Annotated in this window: 30 protein-coding genes; 16 read left to right on the forward strand and 14 right to left on the reverse strand. The window is 55.3% G+C overall.

What is annotated here, in order from left to right:
* Window positions 1-221: 221 nt before the first annotated feature.
* Window positions 222-1,220 carry a hypothetical protein gene (locus tag I5L79_RS03270; protein ID WP_196953576.1) on the forward strand — a complete coding sequence of 333 codons (999 nt, stop codon included), beginning with the start codon at window positions 222-224 and terminating at the stop codon, window positions 1,218-1,220.
* Window positions 1,221-1,977: 757 nt separating this feature from the next.
* Here the strand turns inward: I5L79_RS03270 and I5L79_RS03275 are convergent.
* The 5 genes from I5L79_RS03275 to I5L79_RS03295 form a co-directional block, all read right to left on the reverse strand.
* On the reverse strand, window positions 1,978-2,547 hold the full coding sequence (locus I5L79_RS03275) for a hypothetical protein (RefSeq protein ID WP_196953577.1): 570 nt from the start codon (window positions 2,545-2,547) through the stop codon (window positions 1,978-1,980).
* Window positions 2,548-2,677: 130 nt separating this feature from the next.
* A complete protein-coding gene (locus I5L79_RS03280; RefSeq protein ID WP_196953578.1) occupies window positions 2,678-3,445 on the reverse strand; it encodes a hypothetical protein in 768 nt (255 codons plus the stop codon).
* Between the two features lie 5 nt (window positions 3,446-3,450).
* Window positions 3,451-3,885, reverse strand: coding sequence for a hypothetical protein (locus tag I5L79_RS03285; protein ID WP_196953579.1), 435 nt, complete (start codon window positions 3,883-3,885; stop codon window positions 3,451-3,453).
* Window positions 3,886-4,141: 256 nt separating this feature from the next.
* The gene (locus I5L79_RS03290) at window positions 4,142-6,229 is read right to left on the reverse strand and encodes a WG repeat-containing protein (RefSeq protein ID WP_196953580.1); all 2,088 of its coding nucleotides are present in this window, start codon (window positions 6,227-6,229) and stop codon (window positions 4,142-4,144) included.
* A gap of 269 nt (window positions 6,230-6,498) precedes the next feature.
* Window positions 6,499-7,023 carry a hypothetical protein gene (locus tag I5L79_RS03295; protein WP_196953581.1) on the reverse strand — a complete coding sequence of 175 codons (525 nt, stop codon included), beginning with the start codon at window positions 7,021-7,023 and terminating at the stop codon, window positions 6,499-6,501.
* Between the two features lie 139 nt (window positions 7,024-7,162).
* Between I5L79_RS03295 and I5L79_RS03300 the strand changes: the two genes are divergently transcribed.
* The gene (locus I5L79_RS03300) at window positions 7,163-7,411 is read left to right on the forward strand and encodes a hypothetical protein (RefSeq protein ID WP_196953582.1); all 249 of its coding nucleotides are present in this window, start codon (window positions 7,163-7,165) and stop codon (window positions 7,409-7,411) included.
* A gap of 305 nt (window positions 7,412-7,716) precedes the next feature.
* Entirely contained in the window at window positions 7,717-8,292 is a 576-nt protein-coding gene (locus I5L79_RS03305) for a hypothetical protein (protein WP_196953583.1), read from the forward strand.
* Window positions 8,293-9,320: 1,028 nt separating this feature from the next.
* Here the strand turns inward: I5L79_RS03305 and I5L79_RS03310 are convergent.
* From I5L79_RS03310 to I5L79_RS03325, 4 genes are all read right to left on the reverse strand, one after another.
* On the reverse strand, window positions 9,321-9,872 hold the full coding sequence (locus I5L79_RS03310) for a hypothetical protein (protein WP_196953584.1): 552 nt from the start codon (window positions 9,870-9,872) through the stop codon (window positions 9,321-9,323).
* A gap of 134 nt (window positions 9,873-10,006) precedes the next feature.
* Entirely contained in the window at window positions 10,007-10,396 is a 390-nt protein-coding gene (locus I5L79_RS03315; RefSeq protein ID WP_196953585.1) for a hypothetical protein, read from the reverse strand.
* A 760-nt stretch (window positions 10,397-11,156) separates the two neighbouring features.
* The gene (locus I5L79_RS03320) at window positions 11,157-11,624 is read right to left on the reverse strand and encodes an Imm52 family immunity protein (protein ID WP_196953586.1); all 468 of its coding nucleotides are present in this window, start codon (window positions 11,622-11,624) and stop codon (window positions 11,157-11,159) included.
* Window positions 11,625-11,865: 241 nt separating this feature from the next.
* Window positions 11,866-12,204, reverse strand: a complete 339-nt coding sequence (locus I5L79_RS03325) for a hypothetical protein (RefSeq protein WP_196953587.1) — start codon at window positions 12,202-12,204, stop codon at window positions 11,866-11,868.
* 277 nt (window positions 12,205-12,481) lie between these two features.
* Between I5L79_RS03325 and I5L79_RS03330 the strand changes: the two genes are divergently transcribed.
* Window positions 12,482-12,808: a DMT family transporter gene (locus I5L79_RS03330; protein ID WP_196953588.1), complete on the forward strand. Its 327-nt coding sequence runs from the start codon at window positions 12,482-12,484 to the stop codon at window positions 12,806-12,808.
* 3 nt (window positions 12,809-12,811) lie between these two features.
* Here the strand turns inward: I5L79_RS03330 and I5L79_RS03335 are convergent, their stop codons facing one another.
* Window positions 12,812-13,387: a Crp/Fnr family transcriptional regulator gene (locus tag I5L79_RS03335; RefSeq protein WP_196953589.1), complete on the reverse strand. Its 576-nt coding sequence runs from the start codon at window positions 13,385-13,387 to the stop codon at window positions 12,812-12,814.
* 72 nt (window positions 13,388-13,459) lie between these two features.
* Here I5L79_RS03335 and I5L79_RS03340 point away from each other — a divergent pair, with 72 nt between their 5' ends.
* Genes I5L79_RS03340 through I5L79_RS03350 form a run of 3 tightly spaced genes read left to right on the forward strand, consistent with a single transcriptional unit; the run spans window position 13,460 to window position 15,447 of the window.
* Window positions 13,460-13,990 (forward strand): GNAT family N-acetyltransferase, encoded by a 531-nt coding sequence (locus I5L79_RS03340; protein ID WP_196953590.1) that lies wholly within the window; start codon window positions 13,460-13,462, stop codon window positions 13,988-13,990.
* 47 nt (window positions 13,991-14,037) lie between these two features.
* Window positions 14,038-14,916: a DMT family transporter gene (locus I5L79_RS03345; RefSeq protein ID WP_231402696.1), complete on the forward strand. Its 879-nt coding sequence runs from the start codon at window positions 14,038-14,040 to the stop codon at window positions 14,914-14,916.
* Between the two features lie 24 nt (window positions 14,917-14,940).
* Window positions 14,941-15,447, forward strand: a complete 507-nt coding sequence (locus tag I5L79_RS03350; protein WP_196953592.1) for a GNAT family N-acetyltransferase — start codon at window positions 14,941-14,943, stop codon at window positions 15,445-15,447.
* 218 nt (window positions 15,448-15,665) lie between these two features.
* Here I5L79_RS03350 and I5L79_RS03355 read toward each other — a convergent pair whose 3' ends face one another.
* The 4 genes from I5L79_RS03355 to I5L79_RS03370 all read right to left on the reverse strand — a co-directional run bounded on the left by I5L79_RS03355 (window position 15,666) and on the right by I5L79_RS03370 (window position 20,193).
* Complete coding sequence (locus I5L79_RS03355) at window positions 15,666-16,313, reverse strand: hypothetical protein (RefSeq protein WP_196953593.1); 648 nt, start codon at window positions 16,311-16,313, stop codon at window positions 15,666-15,668.
* Window positions 16,314-16,798: 485 nt separating this feature from the next.
* The gene (locus I5L79_RS03360) at window positions 16,799-17,062 is read right to left on the reverse strand and encodes a hypothetical protein (RefSeq protein WP_196953594.1); all 264 of its coding nucleotides are present in this window, start codon (window positions 17,060-17,062) and stop codon (window positions 16,799-16,801) included.
* Window positions 17,063-17,214: 152 nt separating this feature from the next.
* Complete coding sequence (locus tag I5L79_RS03365; protein WP_196953595.1) at window positions 17,215-17,832, reverse strand: hypothetical protein; 618 nt, start codon at window positions 17,830-17,832, stop codon at window positions 17,215-17,217.
* Between the two features lie 6 nt (window positions 17,833-17,838).
* A complete protein-coding gene (locus tag I5L79_RS03370; RefSeq protein ID WP_196953596.1) occupies window positions 17,839-20,193 on the reverse strand; it encodes an N-6 DNA methylase in 2,355 nt (784 codons plus the stop codon).
* A 427-nt stretch (window positions 20,194-20,620) separates the two neighbouring features.
* Between I5L79_RS03370 and I5L79_RS03375 the strand changes: the two genes are divergently transcribed.
* The 9 genes from I5L79_RS03375 to I5L79_RS03415 all read left to right on the forward strand — a co-directional run bounded on the left by I5L79_RS03375 (window position 20,621) and on the right by I5L79_RS03415 (window position 26,417).
* Complete coding sequence (locus I5L79_RS03375; protein WP_196953597.1) at window positions 20,621-21,007, forward strand: hypothetical protein; 387 nt, start codon at window positions 20,621-20,623, stop codon at window positions 21,005-21,007.
* 14 nt (window positions 21,008-21,021) lie between these two features.
* Window positions 21,022-21,282 carry a hypothetical protein gene (locus I5L79_RS03380; protein WP_196953598.1) on the forward strand — a complete coding sequence of 87 codons (261 nt, stop codon included), beginning with the start codon at window positions 21,022-21,024 and terminating at the stop codon, window positions 21,280-21,282.
* The gene (locus I5L79_RS03385; protein WP_196953599.1) at window positions 21,279-21,656 is read left to right on the forward strand and encodes a hypothetical protein; all 378 of its coding nucleotides are present in this window, start codon (window positions 21,279-21,281) and stop codon (window positions 21,654-21,656) included. The genes I5L79_RS03380 and I5L79_RS03385 overlap by 4 nt, the downstream gene beginning before the upstream one ends.
* Before the next feature lies 1 nt (window position 21,657).
* Window positions 21,658-22,065 (forward strand): hypothetical protein, encoded by a 408-nt coding sequence (locus I5L79_RS03390; protein ID WP_196953600.1) that lies wholly within the window; start codon window positions 21,658-21,660, stop codon window positions 22,063-22,065.
* Between the two features lie 45 nt (window positions 22,066-22,110).
* Complete coding sequence (locus I5L79_RS03395) at window positions 22,111-23,034, forward strand: hypothetical protein (protein WP_196953601.1); 924 nt, start codon at window positions 22,111-22,113, stop codon at window positions 23,032-23,034.
* Between the two features lie 166 nt (window positions 23,035-23,200).
* The gene (locus I5L79_RS03400) at window positions 23,201-23,512 is read left to right on the forward strand and encodes a helix-turn-helix domain-containing protein (protein ID WP_196953602.1); all 312 of its coding nucleotides are present in this window, start codon (window positions 23,201-23,203) and stop codon (window positions 23,510-23,512) included.
* A 132-nt stretch (window positions 23,513-23,644) separates the two neighbouring features.
* On the forward strand, window positions 23,645-23,851 hold the full coding sequence (locus tag I5L79_RS03405; RefSeq protein WP_196953603.1) for a hypothetical protein: 207 nt from the start codon (window positions 23,645-23,647) through the stop codon (window positions 23,849-23,851).
* Window positions 23,848-24,642 carry a BT4734/BF3469 family protein gene (locus I5L79_RS03410; RefSeq protein ID WP_196953604.1) on the forward strand — a complete coding sequence of 265 codons (795 nt, stop codon included), beginning with the start codon at window positions 23,848-23,850 and terminating at the stop codon, window positions 24,640-24,642. The genes I5L79_RS03405 and I5L79_RS03410 overlap by 4 nt, the downstream gene beginning before the upstream one ends.
* A 62-nt stretch (window positions 24,643-24,704) precedes the next feature.
* On the forward strand, window positions 24,705-26,417 hold the full coding sequence (locus tag I5L79_RS03415; protein ID WP_196953605.1) for a DUF3987 domain-containing protein: 1,713 nt from the start codon (window positions 24,705-24,707) through the stop codon (window positions 26,415-26,417).
* Window positions 26,418-26,722 lie beyond the last annotated feature (305 nt).

Here is a 26,722-nt window from a genome sequence, read left to right on the forward strand (position 1 = left end):
AGGCAGATGCTCCTTTAAGATAAGCAGGCAACGCAGGTTGCTGGTAATTTAGCACTTTGTCCGATCTTTAGTCTTTGGCAATCCGTGTGTTCTATAGCCGAGTGATGATGTCGCACCCGCAAAAACAGTCCACTTGCACGGCCCTGATGCCTGGCTTCGGGTGGGCACTGTGCGTCGCTGCTATACTGGCAGGCGGCCTACAGGCACAGGCGCAAGATTTTGTGCCGACTTCCTACGACGTGACCAGCGACCAGCTGTATACCCGGCCGGTGGTGGAGGAATACCGGCGGCACAAGGTTCGCACCGTGCGGGTGCTGCAACAGCGGACGGATGAGCGCCACCGGGATGTAGTGCCCCCCTTTACGCTGGCTACCTACCAGGAATGCGATGCGCAGGGCCGCACGGTGCGCCGATACTGGGCTGAGAATGGCCACCTGACCCAGCGCATGGATCTGGAGTACACTGCTGCCGACGAGCTTCGGATGGCCACGGTTTTCCGTCGCCTCAGTGTCCCCGCAGACACCACCTTGCTCGGCCGCGTGTGGCTCCCGGCCTCCTGCACCCACTACCCGCCCTTACCTGGCACCGGCATTGCCGCCCTGTGGAGCGAGCGAACGGGCGACTGGGAGCCCTATGAGCGCTCACAGACCTGGAAGCAGCGGGATACCACCTATGTCGTCACCCGCAGCTACCGGACTGGCAAGGTGAAAACTATTGACCGCAGTTATTACGAGGGGGCAGGCGAAACCCTGTGGAGAAACGATAAGCTTACCTTTAATGACTCTGGGTTACGCGAGGCGCAATACGACTACATGCGGCTTAACAAGAAGCAGGTATTGGAAATAGGGCAGCTTGACTTCCGCAAGGAGTTCATCGACTATATAGCGGCACATCCCCAGGCAGGCCCCTTGCAAGCAGACCAAGTTACCGCGTGGCAGGACGACCTGGCCCGCCACGCCAAGGGGCACCGATTGCCCCTTTTTACCCAGAGCTACGCTGCAAGCGGCGGAGTACTGGTCAGTGACGGGTATGGCCGGCGCAGCACCTTTAGGCGCAATGAGCAGGGCCAGGTGCTGGAAAGCCAGCACTACCTTTACAACGAGCTGGTGCGGCTGACCAAGTACACCTACTTGCCCAACGGCCTGCTCGACCGGCTCGTCAGTTATGACAAACAAGGCCAACTGACTGGCACGGCGCAGTACCGCTACGGTTACTGGTAGGTTCGTTTTACAGGCGCAGAAGTCGGGAAACGACCTTCATACCCACGTGCTAGGAGATTATAGAATTCTAGTTCACGAAAACGGTGGTGGCTGTTGCAGAGCTCAGGTTAGGAGTATATTAATAATCTGTTGATGCGCTGAATGCCAAGGGAGCTAAAATGCCAATAAAGCAAAAACACAGAAAAGAAGTATTGCGATTGATAGTACATGAAGAATAACTATCAATATCTTAAGCCATGCGTGTTTTTCCCTAGTTCGAAATAAGGGCCTAGTAACATCTTTAAATACGATAATATTAACAATGAATGAATATAATACACCGCTTGCCATTTGCGTATTTTCCGAGAAATAGATTTCCAGTATCTTATAAAAAAATACATGAAAAATAATAATCTCTAATTCAAAGAGAAAAATTGTAGATATCAGAAGTGCTACTAAAAACCATTGTTTATTTATACTCATAATGCCATCAATTTTGCAAGTAGTCGTATGTGATTATACTTTTGGCAAGAACAAGCTGCTGAAGCTGGGGCTCTTTGTACTGTTTCGCTATGCTCACAAGGTAATACATCCAGCTCTTCGCGGGGCATCGGTACTCTCCCCGCTTCAAACAGTGGGGCGTACAGCTAGCTGAGTTTGACACCTCCTACAGCTACGGAGAAACCAGTTTCGCCCCGGTGGAAGAGTTGCCGGATGAAGGGTTGGCAGAGCTGCTGGCGGAGGCATGGGAAGGTGAGGCGGCAACTAGCCTTGCGACTCACATCCACTCAAAGTAAACAGTCGTACCGCCGTGTTGCTTAACCAGGAGCAGAAAGTAACGAAAGGCCCGCAGGTCTTGCCCGAAGTTGTTATCTAGATGATCCAGCTCACCTTCCCCGGCTGGCTTGAGGAAATCGGCGAAGTACACAGTGTTGTCTAGTCTACCCTGCTCATCATCTAAGTGAGCTGGTAAATTGTCTACGATAGCAAGGGCCCCTAATAAGCCTTCCACCGTGGCCAGAACCCGATCAACGTTGCCTGATAAGCGAGTCTTGGCTTTTTCCGTTTGCCGCAGCATATCTTGTCGCTCGGTTTCCTCGTCAACTTCTTCCAGCTCCCACTCAGGCCACAACTGCCCCGAGTAGGTAATCATTTCATGGAGCGGTTGAATATCAATACCGGTCAGTTCACCCAACTGGTCGATTTCCAGCTTTGGGTTGAACATACTACCCGCAGACACGAGGTTACAAAACGTTCGGCTAAGTGCCCACCGGTGCCAGTCATACGCCTCAGAAAGGCGTTCAGATAGTTCGTCATTATCCGTTACCAAGTAGATATCAATTCCCATAAGGTGTGGAGTAGGTGGCTGCTAGGGGTATGTGGGCGGTGGTTAATAGAATTAAGGGACAGAGGCCTGCACTTTTGCCTCAAGAATCAGGACACAGCCGCTGTCGGGAAGGCAAGCAGAAGCAAGTCAGCTATGGCTTTACAAAGCGCTGGCCATTGAACTTGAGGGCTAGCGTTCTAGTCTCCGTTAGATTGATAAATCCCCATTGCTTCAACAGCTGGTAGGGTTCGTCTTCTGGTTGGAAGTAATCAAAATCAAAGTCCGTTACATCCAGGCGTAGCACCTGCTGGCGGGCATCAAACTCCAGTGTGACATTGCACAGGGTCAGACTCGCACGTTGATCAAAGGCAGGAGTGTCGAGTAGTAAATAATCGCCATTCACGGCCACGACATGGGCTATATAGTGCATATCGCGGCTACTTCCTTGCTCTTGACCAAGCAAGAGGTACATCGTTCGGCCAAGGCTGTTTAGTTTGTGAATTTCATAAAAGCCGCATTCTATCGCCGGCGCATATGCAAACAGCTTACCGGCTTGGTTTTTCCATTGCATCACCGGTCTATTGACCTGACCTCGGGTGCCGCCGGAATGGTAATCAAAGGTGTATATCCTGAACTGGGTAGCGTCCTTGGAGTCTACAGAGAGCTCAAGCCCTAGCTTGTTAGCTTCAGCCGCTGAAAGCTCATGGCTTTTAAGATATGTGGCTAACCTTTTGGCTGTCTGCTCAATCAAGACATCCCCGTCCCCTTCCTCTCCTTGGCTGTTAATCTGGGCTATGTTTTTCTTCAACTCGGCGGCTGTGGGAGCGGGTTTGCGCGCCTGTTGCGCAGAGCTAATGGATATACTGGCTAACAAGCCAAGTACGATCATCCCCAAGCGCAGCAGGTTGGTGATTATCATGCTATTTACTCCTCAATTTCAGGAAACTCCCTGGGTATAGTGACCGTCTTGCCTGAACAACCTTCGCAGCCTACATGAATCTGAATGGGATATTTTCCGGGTTTAGATACCCGCTCATAGGTAACGTCTTCTGGTGAAGCTATATCTACTGAGCCTAAATTGACCCGCTTCGTGCTTCTGCCCCAACCACCCAAGCGAGTGTAATATATCTCTGCAGTACTGTATGGGCGATCTACCCCGTTGTGCTCCTCTATGGCTACGTATAGGTAGGTTCTTTCAGCCCCATTGACGACAAAGCCGTGTTCTGGCGGTGCATTAGGAGAAACAGGAGAATCAGAAGAAAATACCAAGTAACCCACTACTAGCAGGAACAGACCGAAGAAGAACATGCATCCTCCAGTTACAACGTTGGGCTCTGGAGTAGTATCCTGCTTTGTCATACGGACTAAGATACGTGGGCGGAGCTACAGGGCAACAAAAGGTTGAGGTGCGAAAAGCCTACACTTCTGCTCTGAGCCGACTCGAAAAGAACGGGTAGCTATAAGGAGGGGAAGTAAGAGGAGTGTTCAAGCCATTCAAGAAAACCGCGAAGCATAGCGGCGTTGCCGAAACGAACACTTGCTGAATGCATAGCTAGGCGACTTCGCCCACGCCTTAAGCCGACCTCTACTCTCACGCTCTGCCTGTTGTGCGGAGTTAGCGCTCATCCCACAACTGGCGGCCGCCGCGCGTGAGGTATCCTTGCGTGGTAGGCAACACGCCGTGTGTCCGCCAAGCCCTGCTATAGTCGAAGCGTGGAATGTACGCCCATGCCCCCTGACCAGGTAGTTTTACTGGTTGGCCTGCATCTGTGTACAGGACAAGCGTGGTTGGCGCAAACCATCCCCCCTCGAAAACAGCCTGGTAAGTGACCGGCACTTGGTATACCCACCCACTGCGCAGGATCTCCGTACGGACTGACATATCCACCGGCAAGAAGATGGTTGTCTGTTCATGCAAGCGGGGGTCGAGTACCCGCACCCGGCCCGGCTCGCGCAGGTAGAACCCACCAGCAGCTTGCGCGGAAAACGGAACGAGAGGCAACTGCCAATAGGGTGCGTATTCGGCGTCCTGTGCGCCTTCGTTTAGCGAGGCCTGCACGGTGGCCCAGTACGCATCGGCTTCTGGCTGCTCAATGCGCTTTGGCGAGGCGAAACCTACGCGGCCGGTCGAATCGCGCAGGTTCCACCCGCTGGCGTCGCTAGTAAGCAGCCAGCCTCCAACTGTCGGATAGCCCTTGCCCAGTATCCACGGCGTTTTCAGCCGACCAAGTGTATCCAGCAAGGCCCACGCCGCGGGGGATTCGCGCACGACATACAGCAGGCGTTCGCGGGGTGTTCGAAAATCGATCCCATCGTAACGGCCCTGCATAGCAGCTCCGGTCGCCGCAATCACGATGTAATCCTGTCTTCCCCGGCGCAGGCATAACACGCCGCGCCGGGCATTCGCTACCACGCTGTCGTAAATGGCTGGTACCACCTCCCGGCCCGAGCGCCGCTCCACCAGCCCGTACCGGCCTTGCCGCCGAGCTATGAGGTAGGCTGTGTCGGGGCGCAGCAGAACGGCTACCGGGTCTGGTCGTGGCCGGGGCGCCCCTGGCTCCTCAGCGTCAACTGAGGCGTCGTTCCATGCCCTGTCGGCGTAGCGGTCGAGTTCTTCCCCTTCCTTCGGCAGGCTACGTATCCGCAGTGCTGTCACCAGCCGCTCGTAGGGCACGGGGGTCACGAACTGGCCGGCTTCGTTGATGAGACCCACCCGTGCTCCTTGCCGTACCCAGGCCCGTCTGTGCCGGAACGGACCCGCCTCGTCAAAGGTCAAGGCGAAAAACCCTTGACGACCTGGGGGCGGCAAGTAGCGCGTGCCCGTCGGCTGCCCGGTAGCAGACACTGCTTGGCGGATGAACCCCGACTCATCCGGGTCGCTCAGGGCAGCTATTCCCGGCGCTAGCACGTACGCCCCCTGTTTGTCGATGACCCCAGCTTGCCCGTTGGTATAGACCACGGCGCGGCCGCGCCGGAACGCCGAGACACGGTCGAAGCGTGCGGCCACCACTTCCCGACCAGTCGTATCGAGGAACCCGTAACGCATACTTCCCCGGGGCCCGCCGGACGGAGAGACTCGCTGCCCGAACGCCGCGCGGTTTTCGCTGAAGGGTTGCACGCTGGCATATCGGGCTTCGGTCAGGCGACGCCCGCTCATGTCGGCAAGTAAATACCGACCGGATGTCCCACGCGTTTCCCCCGGCTTCGCCCGCAGGAGATTCGTCGTACTCCAGCTAACGCGCCGGGCCCCCAGCAGGCGAACATCGGCTGCTCCCTCCGGCAAGTTGGCGGGCCAGTCATTACCGGGGTGTACCCGCTGGTAGACGTGGGCGCTCACGCCGGTAGCTTCCTCAGGCAACTGGTAGATGGCCCGCAGTTCCCAACGCCCATGGGCCTGCCAACGAGGCTGGACAAGCAGGCTGCCGTCGGGTTGCCGCACAGCAGCTTCGCTGCTGCGCACGCGCAGCAGTTCGCCCCGGGTGTTGATGATATGGAGGCGGTACTCATTGCCCGGATGTCCGATAGGACCACGACCTGGCAACCACCGGACAGCGCTGGTCGGCACCGGAGGAGCTACGACCGCAAACCCGTCGCGAAATAGCACCGTTTGCTGCACACCCTGTGCCTGCCACACCAGCGGAAGCACAAGGCGGCCCGTGGTGTCTGCATAGCCCCATAAGTTGCCCCGCCGATAAGGAATCAATCCCCCCGGCGGTTCGGGTGTACGCTCAAGGCGAGCGACTTCACGTAGCATTGCTCCGCCAGCCGGGGTGGGTTGTGCCACCGAAGCCAAGTCATTTGAGATTAGGCAAAGGGTCAGGAATAGGACAGCATAGTAAAGACGCTTCATCCCAGGAAAGATACATTTCCCGGCTACACTGTAACAAAAGGTTGTGGCATGAAAAAGCCCCGGCCGCATTAGCAGTCGGAGCCTTTATTGGCTCGGTGCAAGGATTCTACTAGGACAAAGTGTTATGGGCTTGTATCTGTGTGCCACATTACCCGATTGGAAATAATCCCTCCTAAGCCCTTTTTGACGGTATAGGTGTCAATTATTCGTCTACTATCCGGCGATAAGTCGTGCGCAAAAAACTTGTAGACCACCGTGTCGCCATCACTTAGCTCACATGTCAGCTCGACATCATAGGCTGACCCAGAAGAGTTCGGGAGAAGGGCAATGAGAGAGCAGTTGACTTTCCCCATCTTATAAAGCAATGTATTGACATGGGCGTCACTCCACCCGACGTGGTCAAAAGCTTTCTTTACTTCTGGATCGTCTACCTCTCTATCATATAACTCATAGAGGAGATCAACATTCTCTGCATCGGCAATTAGCACACTCACTTCGTCGCCTTCTTTTTGGAACCTTCTGATTGGGTTTACTTTATACCATTGAACCAAATCTTCAAACAGGGGCAGCTTGGACGCATAAAACTTCTGAGGGTCTACCTGTTCCTCTCGCGTGCAGCTTGCTACAGGCAGCAGGAGAACAAACATGACGCAGAACAAAACCCTGTTAGCTAACAACATTGCTTGTAGGCTTCTGAGAATGGTGAAGTAAGCTGCAGGAGAGGTTCTAGCCACATGCTCTCCAATACTACACAGGCTTTCTTTGTAATTTGGGGAAACTCGCTCTATGCCCCTGAACCACTACGTCTTTCTGGCCATGCCGCTGGAGGAGCAGCTTACCACGCTCTGGCAGGAAGGCGTGTACCTGGCCGTGCGCCACGAGGGAGCACATCGGGTGGCGCTCCACCACCTGGGCAGCTTCTTTGTCGAGGCGTACTACAGCCCGGAGCACAACCAGGTAGAGCGCCTGCGCAGCTTCGTCACGACGCAGGGATTGGAGGCGTATGTGGCAGGGTTGCAATTGCCGGAGGAGTAAGAAGAGACAGCGGGCAAAGACGTGTTTCTAGCTTACACGATTGGAACGGGCAGGTATGGGGAGAGGAAGTAGTATTAAAGCCGTTCGAAAAAAGCGAAGCATAGCGGTGTCGTCGAAACGACCGTTTTCGTGAACGGGTGCTGCTTGGTTGGTCAAGAATAGACTCCGGCGGGTTACGTTTGGCCGCGTGGGGAATCAACCTCCCCCGCTATGCGTCACCAATGACTATACGTTTTTATAAGCGTCTGCTGACCGGCTTACTGGTCGCCTTCTCTGTGGGCCTGCAGTCCTGTCAGTCGCCTCCAATGGATGCGATAGAATTGTACGTGACGAACCGCACCGCCGACACGCTTCTTGTGAGCGTGGGCTACGATTCCGACTCAACCTTAGTGGCCCTGCCAGATGTGCCCCGGCAGCGCCAGGCGCAAACAGCTGATTCACTGTTACTGGACTCGACCGTTCAGCGCAGCCCTAAACGCTTATTTCGATACTTGGCTTGGCACCGCAAACGCTGGTACTGGGTGTATAGACATGCACCGCGCGACCCCACCTGGCGCGACGCAGCAGGAAACCTGCACGCCGCCACGGTGAACGACACGACGAGCGAGGTTACCTACAAGGTGATGCCCGGCGACAAGCTCCAGTTGTCAACGTATGAGTCATCCGCCCTACCAGATGACACGGACCCTCCCGAACTCGTGTCTGTTGTAAGCCTGCGCCTGCGCCAAGGCCAGGCCCGCCGCGCCCTGCCCCTGGGCCCGGAACTCAACCAACTGTTCCAGGCGCAATTCAGCTTTTGGCAAGGGTGGTTCGAATTGGGGCCTACTACATACCGCTATGAACTGCGCGTGAGCCCCGGCCTAGCGCTCAACGACGATTAACCGACCGTACGGGGCTGCGCTACCAAAAATGTCTGCGCCTATGAACAAATGAATAACGCTCATTTTGCCGTACCGTTCCCCATTACACAAGTTCACGAAACGCATCCCCACTAGGCATCTCCTGAACGTTGAAAAGTGAACGGGTTTCGTAAACTCATCAGGCACCGCAGCAACTGCCAGCCACCTAGTATCGGGCGGCTGCTAGTCGTTTGAGGAAAGGAGCCTATGCTTATCGGTTGGTCGGTTATTAATCCGTTCCCCGTACATGGAAGTTATTGGCTAGCATTATCTCAAGGAAATACTGCTTAAGTACCTTCTTCAATTCGGCATTAGGCCCTTGAACTCTACGTAAGGCTTGCACATCCTTGAGAACTACGAAATATACCCCTGCCCAGTATCCGGTGGACTTCCATTCCCGATTGATCCAGACGGATTCTTTCCCTACCACCGACCTGCAAGCGCACAGCGTGGCACTGAACCGATAAATTTTAGCTCTGTAGCCTTCCCCTTCAAGACGCACCGTGAAATCACGCGCTTCACGCCCACCTTCCGAATCTTGCGCTAATAGCTCATAAGCAGCTCTCCGTAGGGAGTCGTGATGTGCTAGCAGGCCCTGGTCCACTTCCAGGGTTGACCCCGGGAATACTTCCTGTTTCAGCTTACAGCAGTTCCGGTCATCAATCGGTGACACATATCCTGGCCTTAGCCGGGATAGGTAATACGTTTTTTGAGAACTTATCCGCTGTAAAGCGGTCGAAAAGGGTTGGTCTGCTATTACAACCTGTTCACTCAATAGGTAATGAGGAGTAGTAGAGTAGAGTTGGACGATGTATCCCGTAGTTTGCCCCCAACAGGCCGTAGGAAATAAGATAGTAAGGGCGAGTAGGAGTAAAAGTGCGGGTCTTTGGCAGAACATAGCGTTGCATTATATGCCCGGTGCAACCGAGGCGAGTGCTTACAAGTAATGTATAGAGCAAAGCAGCTTCCTCCCCTCTACCTCATATGCAGGGTTCAACTGACAACAGGTGTTACTGCTTTGGAAATCGAGTGTATGCCCTTGCAACTTGCCATTGCCGTTGCAAAGTGGCCAAATCTTGTTTCAGCAGGCGAAAAAATGCGGTGCGGCTCGTGTTCTTAGTCTTCGCCAATATATAGCCAGCACTTGGTCCGTGCTCAATCAGGTAAGGCTGACCATCTATTTCCAACCAAGCGATGTCCGTTCCCCTTGCATTAGCAGGCGGCACAAACCGGAGACGATTTTCGGATTCACGAATCGCTAGTTGGGGCAAATCCAGGACTGCTGAGAAACGCTGTGATCGGCAGATTAAGGGAGCGGAAAGGGTGGAATCTGTGATTTGCACTACCTGCATGCGGTGGTTCTCAAACCAGATGAAGTACGTGATGTCGTGGTGCTGGTGCTGGGTTAGCAGCGTAATGAAGCGAGTGCTGAGCCCGTTGCGTTGCAGGCTGTCTTGCAGGGGGTGAGTCAGGCGCTGATCCGGGTAGTAGGGGGCGTGTCGCACGTAAGGATCCTGACCTTGTACATTCCAGGGAACGAAAAGCAAGAAGATGAGCGCCACGATAGGGCACATCCACTGTTTGTACAGGTAATTACCGACTACGTCACTGCTATTCGATGACAACATTCAAATTGATTTTGGTAACGTACCCTAGTTCAGGGAAACGGTCGAATAGCAAAAGGAGGGTTCAGCTGCTATTGCTCTTCTGTTGTGAGAGTGTAACCCTTGTCACAACAAGCGTGCACGATATAAAACAACGGCCCAATGTTGTAGGGCATCCCAATCAGGCAAACATTTATCTGAAACCAGTCGGGATCACTAGCGGAACTCCACCACTTCCATTCGCGGGCACATAGGGTCGCCACCCATGATTCGAAATGCCACTGGTCCGGCATGGCCCATATCTCCTGCGGAGTATACCGGGTCATGCTCGTGACAAACCACTCCGGCAGCAAGGCCGTCCATTGTGATTCCTTTCCCTCTTCCCAGAGCAGCGCTGGGATGGACAACACCGCCTGCATGACTTCAACCACGGAGGCCAAACAGCGCGTTGGGTCTTGCACGCCTTGTACGGTTAGCAGCATCGAAGGCGGTGCCGGGGTCTGATTCTGTACCCATTCGGTTAGGCGCTGTAGTTCATCCATCCTGCTAGGTAAGGGCTGCTGAGCGCCGCGCCAAATTCCTGTTCACGTTAACGGTCGAAAGGCTAACTAAGGGTTACTGCTCGTGCATGGCCGAATTGCTATGGGCGTGGTACATCCAATAGCCGGCAGTCAAGAAGTAAAGCAGTAGGAAAGCTAGGGTGAGGATGGAAGGCCTCTTTCGGTAAACTACCAACATTAGAAAGGCCCTGAATCCGTGCATGAGTAGCAGCACAATACTGAGGAAGGTCCCGACGAAAATACTATCGTCGTCATAGTAATAAATACCACTGGCACCATACTCCAGCTTGTAGGGCGAACAGAGAAGCCAGAGACAGAACGCCATCAAAGTAGAGAGCCCATACCCCACAGCCCGCAGGAAAGGGTGTGTTGCCCCATCATCGTGGTCGGCGGGGTCAGGCATCAAGTCGGTGTCAGACATCACGCTACTACTTGCTGATTGAGGGAGGCAGACGAGCCCTAAACGCGTCAGGCTTCGCGGCTAGCGAGCTAGCAGGCGGGGCGCGTGGACTTGTGTTGCACCGCCCTCCAATTATACAAAAAGCCCCGATGTACGTCGGGGCTTTTTGTTCTTGCTTTTGATAACGACTTTCTGCGCTGGGCATACCGCTCTTTTTAACGTAAACCACCGTTTTCCTAGACAGTGTATGTGTGAAGGTTTGCGCCTGATTGCGCATGCTTCTTAGTCAAGGATGAGCTTTTCGGGCTGCCAAAAACGCAAGAAGAGTTGCTTGATTGCTTGCACATTATCCGGGTTGGCATAGAAGGCTCGGCAGGCTGTGTTCTGATACAGCTCCAGCAGGCACACGTTTGGGTAAAGCTTCTGTTCGCAACTGCCCAACGAGACGCGCAGCACAATGCCTTCTTCATTCTTGCGGGCGCCATTCCATAGAGAAACACTAAAACTGGTGGCGGGGTAGCTGCCCTCGTTTGCCTTGGTGCCGAACGATTTCAGGATGGCTGCATACTCCTGTGGTAGGGGTTTTGCCAACGCCCGGGCTTTACTGCCCGCTTGCTCGAACCAGCTGCCATAGAGTTGCTCGTTGTGCTGCCGCAGTGCTTGCAAAAACGCGCGAAGTTGGTCCGCACACTGCCCCAGCGTTTGCGGCCGATTATACCAGTGAGCAGCAATGAAAGTGGGGGCAGCCATATGGAAGTCGATACATACTCAGAATAAAGCGCTCCTTTTCGTGAACTGCTGCACGGTGGTGCTCACCAGACTGATGAGGTCCACTATGGTCCAGTTCGAGTTCAAAAAGCTGGTTCACGAAATCAACGTTCACGAAACGCAATCGGGGATAAGTTTCGTGAACTTATCAAACGACAGCTGCCTGGCAGTGACCAGCTGCTAAGGGGTCAGAGAAAGGAGCGATATTGTTGAAGCCTGTTCATTATGTTTCGAGGGGCAGCATTGGAATGAATTCTAGGGCTGCCAGTACACAGGCAGTCATAACTGCCAGCGCCAGTCCGTACCATACTGCCAGCGCCCACTTTCTTTGCAATAAGGAGACTACGATGCCTAGCAGGTTGGCCACGATAACAAGCAGCTCAAAGAAGAAGAGCATACCGGCATCAGGTTCTGACTTTCCGAATAAAATCGCCAAGAGATAGAGAGCAAAGAACAGATTCACCCAAATCGGCCCATAATTGGAAGAAGGGGAAGATGGTCTGGAAGGAAGCATCAGGGACAGAGCAGCGCGACGTAACGGTTCATGCTGGGCAAGATACACGGGCGGGGCAACACTGCAACAACTAGGATTCTGACGTTTGGGGAGTTCACGAAACGCATCCTCACTAGGCATTTCCTGAACGTTGAAAAGTGAACGGGTTTCGTAAACGCATCAGGCACCGCAGCTGCTGCCAGCCACCTAGTATCGGGCGGCGGCTAGTCGTTTGAGGAAAGGAGGGATTAAAATCTTGCTAAGCTCTTTGTTCCGTTTTTAACATTGGTAAAAAGAACGGCGGGGCATCAGTCGGACCTTTGCCGCTGTACTTTTCCTGTTCGTCATGCAGTGGTTGTTGTTGGTCCTGGCCGGGTTGGCCGAAGTAGCGTTTACCTTTTGTCTCGGCAAGGCGAAGCTGGCTATTGGAGCCGAAGCGGTCGGGTGGTACGCCGCCTTTGGGGGGTGCGCGGTTCTGAGCTTTTACTTGCTCAACCTGAGCCTAGCGCAGATACCCTTGGGCACGGCCTACGCGGTCTGGACCGGCATCGGGGCAGTGGGTACGGCGGTGGTCGGTGTCGTCGCGTTTGGGGACCCACTGACCGGCCAGCGCCTGTTTTTCCTAACTACCCTAATTGGTTCGGTGCTGGGCCTGAAAGCAGTAGCGCAGTAGCGCTTACTTGCGTTTGGCGCGCACGCGGCTCAGGGTGACCTGGGTAATGCCCAGATAAGAGGCCAAGTGCCCCAGTGCTACGCGGTGCAGCAGGTGCGGGCTGTGGTGCAGCAAATCCGCGTAGCGTTCCTCGGCGGTGCGAAATTGCCGGGCAATGAGCTGCTGCTCGGTTTGCTTCCACACGCGCTCCACCATCACCCGCCCCCAATTGGCCAGGTGGATATCCTCTCGGTACAAGGCCAGCAGCGCCCGCATGTTGAGGCGAAACAGCCCGCTGTCTTCCAGCAGCTCCACCGTCTCGTAGCTCACGGCCTCCTCGGTATAGCCCCGAATTGAAGCCACGACCGACCCCTCTTCGGAAAACCAAAAGGTAACCTCCCGGTCCGCTCGTCGGGCATACACCCGCGCCAAGCCGCGCTGCACCACATACACGTGGTGGGCCAGCGCGTCGTCCCGAAACAACATGGTGCCCTTCGGCAGCTCCACGTATTCGGCTAGCGCCAGCAGCTTCTCCAATGAAGCGGGCGGCAACGGGTATGTGGCCAGCAGAATCTCGGAAAGGGCCAGGTTTGGGGACACGCCCGCAAGATAACCACTGCTTTTCTGGTGGGGCTCCGCCTCGCCGCCTTTTTTACTTCAATGATTGCCCCTATGGAACCCATCACCCTCCGCCAAGCTACTCCCGTTGACGTTAGCCAGTTGCAACACATCGGCCGCCAAACGTTTTTCGAGACGTTCGCCGCCAGCAATTCCGAAGAAAACATGCGCGCCTACTTGCAAGAAGGCTTTGCGACCGAAAAGCTAACCGCGGAGCTGCAAGAGCCGCACTCCGCCTTCTACTTCGCCGAGCATGCGGGCCGCGTTATCGGCTACCTGAAGGTTAATTCCGGCCCGGCGCAAACCGAGCAACACGCACCCAACGCCCTGGAACTCGAACGCATCTACGTGCTGCAGGAATTTCATGGCCAGCGGGTCGGGCAGCTGCTCTACGAGCAGGCGCTACACCTGGCCAAACAGGCGCAGGCCGAGTGCCTGTGGCTCGGGGTGTGGGAAGAAAACCCACGGGCCATCCGCTTCTATGAGAAAAATGGTTTTGTCGCCTTCGACAAGCACGTTTTCAAGCTCGGCGAGGACGAGCAGACCGATATTATGATGAAGCTACCCCTGCCCAGCAACCCGTAGCAGTGACGGCCATGCCAAAAAAACCGCTTTTTCTGGGCCTGCTGCTGTTGGGAACAGCTTTTTGGGGCATCTCCTACCCGGTGGTCAAGACCGGGGTGAGCTTCGCGGACCCCTACAGCTTTCAGACCTATAAATTTTTGCTGGCCGCCGCGGCCGTGGCCCTGCTGTTTCCTCGACAACTCGCCCAACTGACGTGGCGCTCGGTGGGCTGGGGGCTGCTGTTGGCCCTGCCACAGTTCCTGGGCAGCACCCTGCAAACCATCGGCTTGCAAACCACCAGCGCTGCTAACGCGGCTTTTCTCACCGGCCTGAGCGTGTTGCTGGTGCCGCTGGGCAAGGCCCTGCTCTACCGGCAAGCTGTGGCGCCCAAGATGTGGGCAGCGGCCACGCTAGCCTTGGTCGGCCTCTACGTGGTGGCCGTGCCGGGGAGCTGGCAGCTGCACACAGGCGACGGGTGGATACTCGCCTGCGCTGTGGCCTTTGCCGGCTACGTGTTGCTGGGGGGACGAACGGCCAGGGAGCCGCACTTGATGGCGATGCTCGTGATGCAGCTGCTCGGCTGCGCGGGGCTGGCCCGGCTCGCGGGCTGGGGCGCGGGCTATGCGTTGGCCGTGCCGGCGGCCGGGGCGTTCTGGCAAGCCATTGGCTTCTCGGCGCTGCTGGCCACGGCCTACGGGTACGGGGTGCAACATTATGCCCAGCAGTACCTGAGCGAAGAAAAAGTGGCCCTCATCCACTTAGGGGAACCCCTTTTCGCGGCCCTCGCGGGGGCCGTGCTGCTTCACGAGGTCCTTACGCCCCGCACGGTCCTGGGGGGACTGCTTATTTTCGGGGCGATGGTGTTGGCGGAAGTAAAGGTGCGCGGCTGGAGGCGCAGCCCGAAGCCAGCCAGTGCGCCCGTTTCCTCCATTCAGAATACTCCCTAATTTCCTTACTGTAGACTGCCCAACATGTTTACTTCCCCTTTCTGCGTGGACTTGGCTACTGCGGCCGATATTCCGGCGTTGCTGCCGTTGATGGAGGGCTTGGCCGACTTTGAGCACTACCGCGACACCTTCGCTATCACGCCTGAACTACTCTACCAGCAGGGCTTTGCCCAGCAGCCGCCCGATTTCTACTGCCTAGTGGCCCGGCATGCGGACGGGCAACTGGGGGGCATGCTGGTGTATTACTTCATCCCCTTTACGGCCAGTGCCAAGCCGACCCTCTTCATCAAAGAGCTGTTCGTGGCCGAAGCCTACCGGGGGCATCACCTGGGCGAAGAGTTGATGCGGGCGGCCGCGCGGGCCGCGGTGGCCCACGGGTGCGGGGCCATGCGCTGGGCCGTGGCGGCTTGGAACGAAGCCGGCCGCCGCTTCTACGAGCGACTAGGTGCCCAAGCTAACCCCGTTTGGGTTGATTATAGCCTGAATGGCACGGCGCTGCTGGACCTTAGCGGCACGTCAGTCAATAGCTAGTCGGCTTGGTGAGGAAAAGCTGTGGCTGCTAAGAATGCTCCTAGTAGCAAGTAGTTCCACAGTAGGCTAGTTGTCCTGAGCAGGATGATGCAGAATAGTGCACAAGCATAGTACAGTACACGTATTTATCCGTTCAGGAAAACGGTCCAACTAGCAAACTGCGGAATTGGCCTCCTTCTGCACATGGTTGAACACTGCTGGCAGGGCGTTGCCACTGGTCAGTAGTTTTCCATCCGCCACTCCAAGTCGATGCTTTCTAAGTCGACATTGGGGTACCGGTAGGTGTTGACCAATTGGTCCATCGTCACTACGCGTTGGCTCGGGTCGAGAATAAGCCCAAGCACCTCATCCATTTCCGCCGTGCTCTGCTGGATAGTGCGCTTGACCGCATTCGCCAACTCCTGGCCATAGAGCAGGCCGACGGCAAAGCCTTCCAGCATGCCCTGTTCCGGCTGGGCGACGGCGTACAAATCCTGGCGGTAGTTCAACAGGTAATTATACAGCCAGCCGATTTGAACGGGACGTGCCATTCGCTCCTCGTGGCCGCTTCCGTATACCGCACGTACCCGGGCCCGGGCCCGTTCGGCCACGGCAAGGTTGGACTCCTCGGGGCGGTCCCGTAGGAATTCGCCTTGCACGAGGTAATCCACGTTGGTCAGGCCATTCAAGTACTGCGCCCGGTTGAGTTCCGTGCGTTGGCCGACCAAGCTGTACTTGACGCGCACCAGCAGGTTCACGTGCTGCTTCGTCAAGCCGAAGGCCTCTTGCAGGGCTTCCAGTTGCGCCAAACGGATCGTGGCCGGTTTGCTTTGGGCTCGGTCGCGGGCAGCCCAGTTGCGCCGGTACTCCAACAATTTGTGTAACAAATCTTTTGCGGTAAACATAGGCGGCTAATTCAAGCGGTCGAAAGGTTAGCTTAAATCTGTTTATCTAAACGGTGGTTCAGGTTAACAGCCGTTCATCATCCGCAACAGCCTCGGCGCAGCTGCGTCCGCCTCCTGCTCCAGCTTCAGTAGCCTCGCGTGCCAGCGGGTAGGTTTGCCCTGATGTGAGTAGGGGCTTTCTTATTCTGGGTCTATGAAGTGCCTCATCTGCTCAGCGTGGCAGGGGTGTTGGCGGTGCAGGAGAGCAGGGCTAGGCAGAGCAGCGCGGCGTAACGATTCATGCAGGGAAAGATACGTGGGCGGGGCTACAGTGCAACAAATGGTTGGGGCACGAAAAAGCTTACGCCTCTGCTCTGAGCTGACCCGAATGGCGTAGGCTGGTATGTTCTGGAGAAGCAGACTTCTTTAGAACATACTCTGGAAACAATGCCGCACCGCTAGCTTTCAGTTACGGTAGTTAGAAGGGCCTAATAACCACCTAAGCCAACACTTCGCTCTACACGAAATTGGTAACTACCATTGGCATTATAGCCCTCGAACTCCAGCACAGAACAATTGGGATAACCCCGACGCTCCAGCCCCTCTTCAACCCAACTCATCACAGTTAATTGATAGCGCTCTGGCAGTTGATTAGCTTGCAAGCCAGCTAAAATTTTTGGCTCTATTTCAAACGTCGGGCGGAACCTTACGATGGCTCGCTTCCCATCGAATTTTTCAACGGTCGTTTGCATCTTGATTTCTTATTAAGGCGGTGTAGGAGAGCAGGGCCAGCAGCAGGATGGCATGTAAGCGCTTCATGCCGAGAAAGATAGACAAAATGTACACCTAATTAATAGATTGTCTACCTACTGGCTTTCACATTTATAGAATAAAATCAAAAGCTTTACGAACCTATGTACTCCAATTGCTGCCTTATGCATTTTAATATTCCTGACATCCAATTAGCTATCATTTCTTCGTTGGTTATTTCATGAATAAATACCCCTGAATCTGCCCAGCGTGCATCCATAGCAAAATGTATTCTTCTTAAATCCAGGTTTTTATTTGCTGTGTTGTCCGCAAGCTCATTAGCAAAGGAATCATCCTCAACAATGTCTAAGAAAGCTTTGAAGTCTTCATAATATTTTGGCTTTTGCTCTACGGGGTAAAAATGCCAATGTGGCTGTGGATGCACAGTGTTGTCTGGATAATTATCCCATTCAGCTCTGAAAAGCTGGCTTTTTATTTCATCAGTAGCTTCGCCATGAAAAATAGATATACTTACAGAAGTTCGAGGAAATTTTTTTGGAATAGGAACAAAATTCAACTCTATATAGACCCAAAAATCTCCGAACCAATTTAAAACTTTTACCTCCGATACGTCATTTTTCTTATTGTTTATTGCTGGGGTTGTGTATCCGGATATTATATAAGTATTTAAGCCAGATTGTTTAAATCTTATATTGTTCTCAATAAAATATGGACTGCATTTTTTCTCAATTAATTCTATGGCGCTTTGCATGGTGTTTTATAAAGAATATGGATACAGATACTGTGTTACAATCTCATTTATCAAATTAGGGCTGTAAAAATTTCCATCGGACATAGCTCTACCGAAATTCACCATACTTCTGTAGGCAACGGATTCTGTCAAATCATTCAAGAAAACATTAGGAATAGGTATGTTTCTAGTATACTGTTTGCCTAAGTCCCAGCCATCTATGCCTGATAGTTGCTTAGAATAAATAGATAATAGGCTGTCAAATAAAGGACTTGAGAAGAGCGCTAGATAAAAAAATTTATCATTATCAGACATCTTCTTTTTAGGCAGCCAACCATATCCTCGCTCAATTACAAATTCGTTTTTTATATCAAAAGCAAATGAATCTGACCTGCCAAATTCAGTAGAACATAGCATAGACTTTCTTTCAAATTGCCAACTCCTAGGTTCTGACAGTTCCCACCATTTTTTATTTTTGCTCAAAGATGGCCTAGCCTCTAATAATTGTTTATTCGGCAATAACCTTTCATGGTAAAACCATGAGGCCTTACTTATTAACTCGTTCTCATTTTCAATTATAAGCCCTGATCCACTGTATGGATACCATACATAATTATCTTTTACTAATATTCCATTTTTAATTGAATTGTTATCAATTACAGGTCTAAAGCAAAGCTTCTCATTATCATTTAGAGCCAGGTATTCTCCGCTACTTATCTTGAAAACACTGTTATTTCCCGTTCTTACCCCTTGCTGTGTACTGAATATATCGCCAATCCGTGTGAGGCTTCGCTCTATAACAAAACGTTCAATATTCTTAAATAACCTATTTTCTCTTAATGGGATAGGTTTCCAATTGTCGCCATATAGCGGAAAAAAATCAGGAGTGTAAATACTATAGTCTCTATGGTCGATTGATGGCAGATTTTCATATTGAAGTTTGCGTAAATCCCGCAATGTATCTGATACTACTCCTTTTTCATTTCTAGTCCAAACTAAAAGTGGAAGTATATTACTTTTTGGCTTTTGACCAACAAGTATGCTTATGTCTGCTAGGGCATCCTCAAACACGAAATTGCCTAACTTTCCAATTAGAGAAAATGACATTGAGTCAGATACTCTGCTGCGAACTTCCTTGTAGGAGGAAAGTGAAAATAATGATGTGGGTATTACACATCCTATTACACCGCTAGGCTTTAGACATTCTACTGCTTTAAAGAAAAATGCGCTTGCCTGATTGGGTTTACCGTTAAAAGCAGCACCTAATGTTTCCTTAACGGTATCTCTGGCCTCCTTGGGCATTTGATCCCATGAAACAAATGGAGGATTCATGAGAATAAAATCATAGTCATTGTCCCAATCCTCAGAAAGTGAATCGTCAACTAACCTGATATCTAGCGAAAGCCTGTTACTCCATTCTCTTTTCTCGTAGGTAAGAAGAAATTTAGCTGTATTGATTGCAGAAATGGAAGTATCCCAGCCTATTACAGTCACGTTTCCATTGTAATTTCTGGATTTGAGCTGTTTTAGAATTTCCATTAGAAATTCTGCTGATCCACAAGACGGGTCTAATATCTTTAAATTATTTATTGATGCTAAATCAATGGCATTGAGCGCATTTTCTACAATTGTTCTAGCTATATATGCTGGAGTATAATGAACGCTGGAGTACAAGAGTTTTCTAGTTTTATAATTACTAGAAAGGGTTCCGGTAAACAAGTCGAGATTTTTGTCAAAAAACAAAGCCTCCTTTTGAGCTTCTTGAAAAAGAAGCCCTGAAGAATGTCTTATGATTAAATCGATATCAGGTCGTTGACCCAGGAGGCCTTTTGAAAATTCTTGTACATATCTTTCAAATTCTGGATTTATAAAATCAATGTCTTGAATACCCCATGTACTTTTATCTATCTCATTAAAAGCGACATCGTCATTATATGAGGCAAGTAGCAAAAATAAGAGATTCAGTGAACGTATTCCTCCACTCTTGTCATTTTCCAAATTTCGTAATTTCCTGAAGATACTAATAACAAAAGGAATTATATCATACTGGCTATTTAATGATGTCTTTACGATATAGTCATAAAACTTTGAATAATTATCTAAAATTATTTTTTTATTAATTTTTTCGACTTTTTTATTTCTCCAATTATATAATTTAACATGGTCATCACAAACAGATACGTAATTCTTGGTATTACTCGACCACGATGAGGAATAATAATAATTATCATCATGTGTGTCTCCAGCTGTTTGCAAGCAAAAGTCTCCTTTGCCTCCATTCAACAGAATGAAATTGCTATCGCTAGTACTTTCTGAAAATAATTTAATAGGAAGTAATCCAATAGAATTCTTCCAGTCTGTTATGTTTCTTAAATCTTGCACTTGGTTGTTGCTTGAGAGAGCTTAATGAGTAAATGCCTTCTTCAGTAAAGCTATTTACCGATTAGGTGTGGGAATGCCTAAGCGACGCGCCTCGTCGAATGCTAAAAGCCTAACCAAACTGGACACAGTCACTCCGCGTGCCTTAGCTACTGATTCAACCAGTTCCTTCTCCTCTGGCTCTAAGGCTATGTTGAGTTGAGGCTTACGTGGAGTAGCTAGAGGCTTCTTGAGGGTTGTCATGGCTCAAATATATAACAAGTTTATTTCTAGAAAAATAGAAGCAAAATTCTTTTACATATCTTGTTTCTAGAAAAATACTTGTATATTTGAAGATCGACAAAAAAAAGAGGCCAACCCCGGCAAGGGTTGACCTCCTACGACAAAAAGCCCCGGCAAGGGCCATTTATCACTTTCACACCACAAAGGTATGCAACTGCAAACCACCTGGCAACCGGCCCCCGCCGTTGCCCCGGCTAACCCGTTAGCCCCCGGTAGCCCCGTCTACCACGCCTTCCGCTTGCTGCAAGCCCGGCAGGCCATCATGTACCACATGGCAAAAGCTGTCTTCACCGACGCCGAACGGCTCCGGGCCAACGATAGCGTGTACCAAGAGGAACGCTTGGGCAAACTGGCCCTGTGGCTCCAAAACGTGCGCCGCGTCGCCTCCGAACGCACGGCCCTGGCTGCCGCTACCGCTACGCGTATCCTACGGGGCCGCACCAGCGACTACGCCGGGGGCATGAGTGCCGCCGCTGCTGGTTACGCGTTTTCGTCAGAAACGGGCCTTACTGCCTGGGATTTAGCCAACCTCTAAGCCCCGCTGCTACGATGTCGAACGTATGGAACATGGAAGCCCCTACGGGAGCTTCCCTAGCGAAAGCTATTACCGAGGTTACGGCCCTGGAAGAGGCCCTGGATAGCTTCTTCGCGCTGGGCAAGGTGCGGCGGGTTACGCTCTCCGACGGAGAAAATGGCTTAACGGTTGAGGTGCCGCAGGCGGTTGGCCTGGGCGTAGTACACGAACTGCTGCTGGGCGCAATAGCCCGGCGCGAGCAGTTGGAAAAGCAAGCAGGAGGGCAGCCGGTATGAACTACGCCCAGAAAGAACTCGCCGAGGCCATTGCCTACCTGGCCCAGGCCCGTGACACGGAAGAAACCCTGCGCCAGATCGGCCGCGCCCTGGAACTGGGCGAGCCGGTAGAAATCACGCTGCGCTGCAAAGGCGCCACGGCCACCAGCCTCTGCCCCACCAAAGCCGCCGCTAAGGTGGTTGATAAGCTCGCCGAACAGGCGCAGGCCCGCGTGCGCGCCCTGGAAAAGCAGGAGCTGTACTGGTGCGCGGAAGTCGTGCACCTCAACCGCCGGGCCGAGCTCGACGAGCAAGCCCGCGAACAGCGCACCGGCGCTGACGCGGCGGCGCGTATCGCCGCCGGTGATCCCTCCGCCCCCCAATCCGCTGCCTAAGATGGAACTGCTGATCATTCACCTGACGGGGCAATGCCCCGACTTCGCCCCTGGCCAGCCGTGGGTGCGTGTCGAATCCCTGGATGAGGCTGGCCGGCACGTGCGGGTGCAGCTGCGCAACAACGCCCAGGCGCCGACCTACCCGGCCGGCACCTGGCTGGTAGGCCACCAGGTACGAGCCGCTGACGCCCTGGCTCCGGGCTACTATCTGGTACGCGACCGGCGCCTAGCCGGTACTGATTACGTCGGCCATCTACTGGCCGAGGGCATCGAATCGGACGGATTGAGTTTCTACTTCGACGGGCCGCTGCCCGAACCGATATTCTGCGGCATTCGCCGCGGCTACACGCACCGCGTCCGCCTCTACCGGCTGGAGGAGGATCCTACGCCGCTGCGGTTGGCGGCATAAGACGCACGGCTGCTTACTTTGCTGGCCCGGCTGGCACCTGCTCTCATGTCCTCTACTTCCCTCCCCCCTTACCGTAGCGCGCTGGCGGCCCTTCTGGCCGTACGCCACACCATTGCGCAGCGCTACTTAGGTCTTCCCGTCGAACAAGTAGCCGATTGGGCCGCAGCAATGGACGATCTGGTGCAACACCTGGCTGATCAGGCGGGGCACGGCGACGCCGAGGTGATCGAGCAGGAGCTTATTGCGCCGCTGGAGGAGCGCCTGGGCGTTGACTACGCCTACCACCCGGCATTCAACCAAGAGTTCCCGGTGTTCGTGGCCCTGCTGCCCCTACACGCGCTGGAGCAGAACCTGGCCCAGCGGTGCTGGGAGCTGCAGTTGGACCCGGCCCTGGATTACCAGTACCTAGCCGACCTGCTGGCAGAGGCGGAGCTACCCGAGGCGCTGCCGCCCGCCCTGGCCCAGCGCTACGCCGTTGCGCCGGGCGAGTATCCCACCGCGCCGCACCGCACCGGGCGCCTGGCGCGGGCCATAGAGTGGCTGCACCGGCAGCGCGAACAGGCACTGGCCGGTGGCGCAGTACTGCCGGCGCCGGCCAGTACTGCGCCGCCGGCCAGTGCCTTGGTCAGTATGCCGGCTAGTACTTCCGACCGGGCTCCCTGGGCGGGGGTATTGGCCAGCAGCTATCCGGCCGCTGACCTGCTAGGGCTGCTGCAACGCCTGGGCCTGGTAGCCGCCGATGGCCGTACGCCTACGGTGGAGGCAACGCCCGGCGCCTGGGTGGGCGCCGTAGCCGCGTTGCGCGAGAAAGGCCTGCTGATGCGGCGCAACGATGCGGCCGTGGTGCGCGCCTTATCCCAGGCGTTCGGGGAGGTCGTCAGCGAACGGACGCTGCAACGTGGCTACCAGCCCGACAACGAGCTGCACCACCGCTGGTATACCCGCACCCTGGCATTTGCCGGTTCCTAAGGGCTGTCCCGTACCCGACGCCCCGGGCTGGCGGCTGGCGGCGCGTGGCGGAATGCGTGGCGGAATGTCGGATTTGCGTCGTTCCGCCATTCCGCCACGCATTCCGCCGGCAGACGCTTCCCTTTGCAAGTACCCGGCCGGCTTACTGCCCCGGCCGGGCCATTGCATGCCTACGATTCTGACCTCGGGCGTTGACTACGCCCAATTCTTCGACGACCTGCGCGCCGTCATCCGGTATGAAGTCAGCCAGCAGCACCCGGTGACCGCACCGGCCCAGGCCCCGGAAGAGCTGCTCACCATCCGCCAGGCGGCGCAACTGCTCGACGTCTGCCCGCAGACCCTGCACGAGTGGAAGCGCAAGGGCCTGCTGCCCTACCAGAAGCTCGGGGGGCGCACCTACCTGAAAAAGGCGGACGTGCTGGCCGCTCCCAAATGCCAACAGCGCACGCCTAAAGGGAAAGGAGCCCGCCGTGGGTAAGCAGCTGGATCCTACCGACAAGTGTACCAAACTGTACCATGTACCACTTTTGGTACGGCACACTTTTGGTACACCTTCTTCACTCCCTTCAGGTAGACGATGGCAGCGCTAGGTAGTGCGGCCGTGGTTTCTGTGGCAGAACCCCCGCAGCAATCCGCTGAAACGCTGGCCGGCATAGTCCTGCTGGCGAACCGCCGCGGACTGCTGGCCTGCCTGGACGCAGTACCGCACTTTGCCTTCAGCGAGACCGGCCGGGCCAACCTCTGCCGCCGCTTCCGCCTGACCGACGCCGAACTCAGCGCGACTCTCACCGCCTACGGGGAAGGAGGTACGCCATGAATCCCGCCAGCCTAGCCGGCAGCCTGCTGGCGGTGCTGGCGCCGGACACGCTCTACACGCCCCAGCAGGTGCGCCACCGCCTGGCACTGGCCGGACTGCCGGACGCCGACGCTTACCTGCTGCCCGCCCTGCACGCGGGCTGGCTGACGGCTGAATCTACCGGCGAGGTCGGGTACGCCGACCGCTGCTGGCTGCCCGTGCGCCGTGCGGTAGCAGTTCCTGTGGACCTACCTCAACACCTCGCACCGCAGTTCAGCTACTTCCGGGGGCCGATCACCAATAAGACTCCTTGTCAGGATGTAACCCCGGCTCAGCTCTGGCAGGTGCTCACGGGGGAGGAACTGCGGCAGGCCACGGCCGCGCTCCGCGCGCTGCCGCCAGGTCCTGAGCGGGACGCGCTGAAGCGGGGGCTGGATTACGTCACGCCGGCCGGCACCTTTCAGCCTACCCGCCTGGCTGCGCATCTTGCCCAGCCCTCGGGGCTGCTGGTGCTGGACTTCGACCACGTGCCTGACGTGGCGGCGGCCCGCGCCGCCCTGCTGGCTGATGCGCTGCTGGGCCCGGCGGTTGTGCTGCTGTTTACCAGTCCTTCCGGCGACGGGCTTAAGTGCCTACTCACGCTCGATGCCCGCCGCTCCTACCTCGACAACTTCCGCGCGGTGGCCACCTACCTGGCCAGCCGGTACGCACCTCTGGGGCTGGTACCGGATGCCAGCGGCAAGGACATAGCCCGCGCCTGCTTCCTCTGCCACGACCCCGACGCCTACCTGCACCCGCGCTTTGCGGCCTGATGTACTCCCGGCGCCACCCCGTGGATACCTACGGGTCTCTTTCCTTCTTTTTTGCTGGCAACATGCTAAATCTGAACGATCTGGAAGCCGCCACGGCACCCAGAAACTCCGAGAAACTTCCCCCCTCTGATAAGTCCGTCGCCTCGGTAGCGGATTCGGCCGCGGTGCCAGCCGAGGCCTTGGCCTGGTGCCTGGCCCAGCACGAGCAGCACCACGGGCCGCTACCCGGCGCAGGTGGGCGCAATAGCTGGCTGACGGCGCTGGCTTACTTCTGCAATGAGCGGGGCGTACCGGTGGACGACTTGCTGCCGGTAGCGGAAAGCCGCTGGGCGCAGCCAGACTTTACCGCCCTGGAAATCCGCCGGACGGTGCTGGGCATCTACCGGCGCGAGTCAGCCCGGCATGGCTGCCAGCCCTGGCAGGCCGCGCGTAGTCTCTCGCCGGAGCCGCCCGCTACGCCGCCTGCGCCCAGACGAAGACAGGCGGCGGGGAGCCCGCCTCCCCTACCCCTTGAGACGCCTACGATTCCGGCGGCCGTGTATGCGGCCCTCCCGGTTTTTCTGCAGCGCTGCTGCGCGCCGTTTCCTACCGAGCGGGAGCGGGACGTGATGCTGACGGGCACGCTCTCGATTCTATCGGGCTGCTTTCCCCAGCTACAGGGCCTCTACGACGGAGCCACCGTGGGGGCTAACCTGTTTTCCTTCACCGTCGCCCCGGCCGCCAACGGCAAGGGCGGGCTGGCCTGGGCCCGGCGCCTGGCATATCCCTGGCACAAAGCCCTGGTGCAGCAGAGCCGGCAAGAGCAGCAGGAGCACGAGCTGCTGCTGGAGCAGTACCAGCAGCAGAAACGGGCCAGCAAGGGTAAGGGGCCGCTGCCGGCTGCCCCGGAGCCGCCCGCCTTCCGCCAGCTTTATATCCCAGCCAACAGCAGCGCGGCCGGCCTGATCAAGGCCCTGGCTGATAACGAAGGGCGGGGTATTCTCTGCGAGACGGAAGCCGACACGCTCAGCGGGGCCTTGCAGCAGGATTGGGGCAATTACTCTGACCTGTTGCGTAAAGCCTTCCACCACGAGCCCTACACCTACCAGCGCAAAACCGGCCGCGAGTTCTACGAGCTGGAGCGGCCGCAACTGTCGGTAGCCCTGACGGGTACGCCTGGCCAGGTGCAGGCGCTGATTCCCACCGCCGAGGACGGGCTATTCAGTCGCTTCCTGTTCTACGCCTTCGAAGCCCCGCACGTATGGCGGGACGTGAGCCCGGCCGCCGGCCGCGGCAACCTGACGGCGTACTTCGACGAGCTGGCCCAGCACGTGACGCAGATGATCGGGGCCGTGACGGCGCCGGTCGTAGTGCAGCTCACACCCGGGCAGTGGCAGCAGCTCAACGCGGCGGGCACGGCCTGGCTCGCGGCGGCCGTCGCCCAGACAGGAGAGGAGAGCGGCAGCGTGGTCAAGCGCCTAGGGCTAACCGCCTTTCGCCTAGCGTTGCTGCTGACGCTGGTGCGCACGTTCGAGTACGGCGAGCAGCCGGCTCAACTGACGTGCGAGGAAGCGGACTTCACCACGGCCCTAGCGCTGGCTGACGTGTACCGGGCCCACGCCCTGGCTTTGTTCGACCGCATGCCCCGGCCCGTATTGATGAGTGGCCGCCGGGCTGCCAAAGCCAGCCAGGAAGTCCGCGTGCGGGAGCTGCACGCCCAGGGCCTAAGCCTGCGAGAAATCGAGGAGCAGACCGGTGTGCCGTTCAATACCGCTCGCCGCTGGTTGCAAGCGTAGCTGTACCAACGTGTACCATGTACCATTTTTGGTACGGTACACTTTTGGTACACCCCTGCGCAGACTTGGTAATCAGAGACGCTGCCTGTGCCATTCTGTGCCAAAAATGGCTCGGCACACGCTCGACACACATTGCCTGAGCGGACGATGTAAAATAGCTGCAGCCCTTTCCCAAAAGGAAAGGGCCGCCTGTCGTGTGACAGAGCGGCCCTTGCTGTTGGATTGAGCTAGGAAGTGTTAACAGTCGCGCAACCAGAGTATAGTTGCGGCAATATGAACGAAGGCCAGAAAATGCGCATCCAATT

The organism is Hymenobacter guriensis, assembly GCF_015773195.1.
Classification (GTDB): domain Bacteria; phylum Bacteroidota; class Bacteroidia; order Cytophagales; family Hymenobacteraceae; genus Hymenobacter; species Hymenobacter guriensis.

Bases quoted from the DNA above. Each gene is read 5' to 3' on its own strand.
- I5L79_RS03275 (WP_196953577.1), bottom strand. From the start codon at position 2,547: ATGGGAATTGATATCTACTTGGTAACGGATAATGACGAACTATCTGAA.
- I5L79_RS03280 (WP_196953578.1), bottom strand. From the start codon at position 3,445: ATGATAATCACCAACCTGCTGCGCTTGGGGATGATCGTACTTGGCTTG.
- I5L79_RS03285 (WP_196953579.1), bottom strand. From the start codon at position 3,885: ATGACAAAGCAGGATACTACTCCAGAGCCCAACGTTGTAACTGGAGGA.
- I5L79_RS03295 (WP_196953581.1), bottom strand. From the start codon at position 7,023: ATGTTTGTTCTCCTGCTGCCTGTAGCAAGCTGCACGCGAGAGGAACAG.
- I5L79_RS03300 (WP_196953582.1), top strand. From the start codon at position 7,163: ATGCCCCTGAACCACTACGTCTTTCTGGCCATGCCGCTGGAGGAGCAG.
- I5L79_RS03305 (WP_196953583.1), top strand. From the start codon at position 7,717: ATGGATGCGATAGAATTGTACGTGACGAACCGCACCGCCGACACGCTT.
- I5L79_RS03315 (WP_196953585.1), bottom strand. From the start codon at position 10,396: ATGCTGCTAACCGTACAAGGCGTGCAAGACCCAACGCGCTGTTTGGCC.
- I5L79_RS03320 (WP_196953586.1), bottom strand. From the start codon at position 11,624: ATGGCTGCCCCCACTTTCATTGCTGCTCACTGGTATAATCGGCCGCAA.
- I5L79_RS03330 (WP_196953588.1), top strand. From the start codon at position 12,482: ATGCAGTGGTTGTTGTTGGTCCTGGCCGGGTTGGCCGAAGTAGCGTTT.
- I5L79_RS03340 (WP_196953590.1), top strand. From the start codon at position 13,460: ATGGAACCCATCACCCTCCGCCAAGCTACTCCCGTTGACGTTAGCCAG.
- I5L79_RS03350 (WP_196953592.1), top strand. From the start codon at position 14,941: ATGTTTACTTCCCCTTTCTGCGTGGACTTGGCTACTGCGGCCGATATT.
- I5L79_RS03360 (WP_196953594.1), bottom strand. From the start codon at position 17,062: ATGCAAACGACCGTTGAAAAATTCGATGGGAAGCGAGCCATCGTAAGG.
- I5L79_RS03365 (WP_196953595.1), bottom strand. From the start codon at position 17,832: ATGCAAAGCGCCATAGAATTAATTGAGAAAAAATGCAGTCCATATTTT.
- I5L79_RS03375 (WP_196953597.1), top strand. From the start codon at position 20,621: ATGCAACTGCAAACCACCTGGCAACCGGCCCCCGCCGTTGCCCCGGCT.
- I5L79_RS03380 (WP_196953598.1), top strand. From the start codon at position 21,022: ATGTCGAACGTATGGAACATGGAAGCCCCTACGGGAGCTTCCCTAGCG.
- I5L79_RS03385 (WP_196953599.1), top strand. From the start codon at position 21,279: ATGAACTACGCCCAGAAAGAACTCGCCGAGGCCATTGCCTACCTGGCC.
- I5L79_RS03390 (WP_196953600.1), top strand. From the start codon at position 21,658: ATGGAACTGCTGATCATTCACCTGACGGGGCAATGCCCCGACTTCGCC.
- I5L79_RS03395 (WP_196953601.1), top strand. From the start codon at position 22,111: ATGTCCTCTACTTCCCTCCCCCCTTACCGTAGCGCGCTGGCGGCCCTT.
- I5L79_RS03400 (WP_196953602.1), top strand. From the start codon at position 23,201: ATGCCTACGATTCTGACCTCGGGCGTTGACTACGCCCAATTCTTCGAC.
- I5L79_RS03410 (WP_196953604.1), top strand. From the start codon at position 23,848: ATGAATCCCGCCAGCCTAGCCGGCAGCCTGCTGGCGGTGCTGGCGCCG.
- I5L79_RS03415 (WP_196953605.1), top strand. From the start codon at position 24,705: ATGCTAAATCTGAACGATCTGGAAGCCGCCACGGCACCCAGAAACTCC.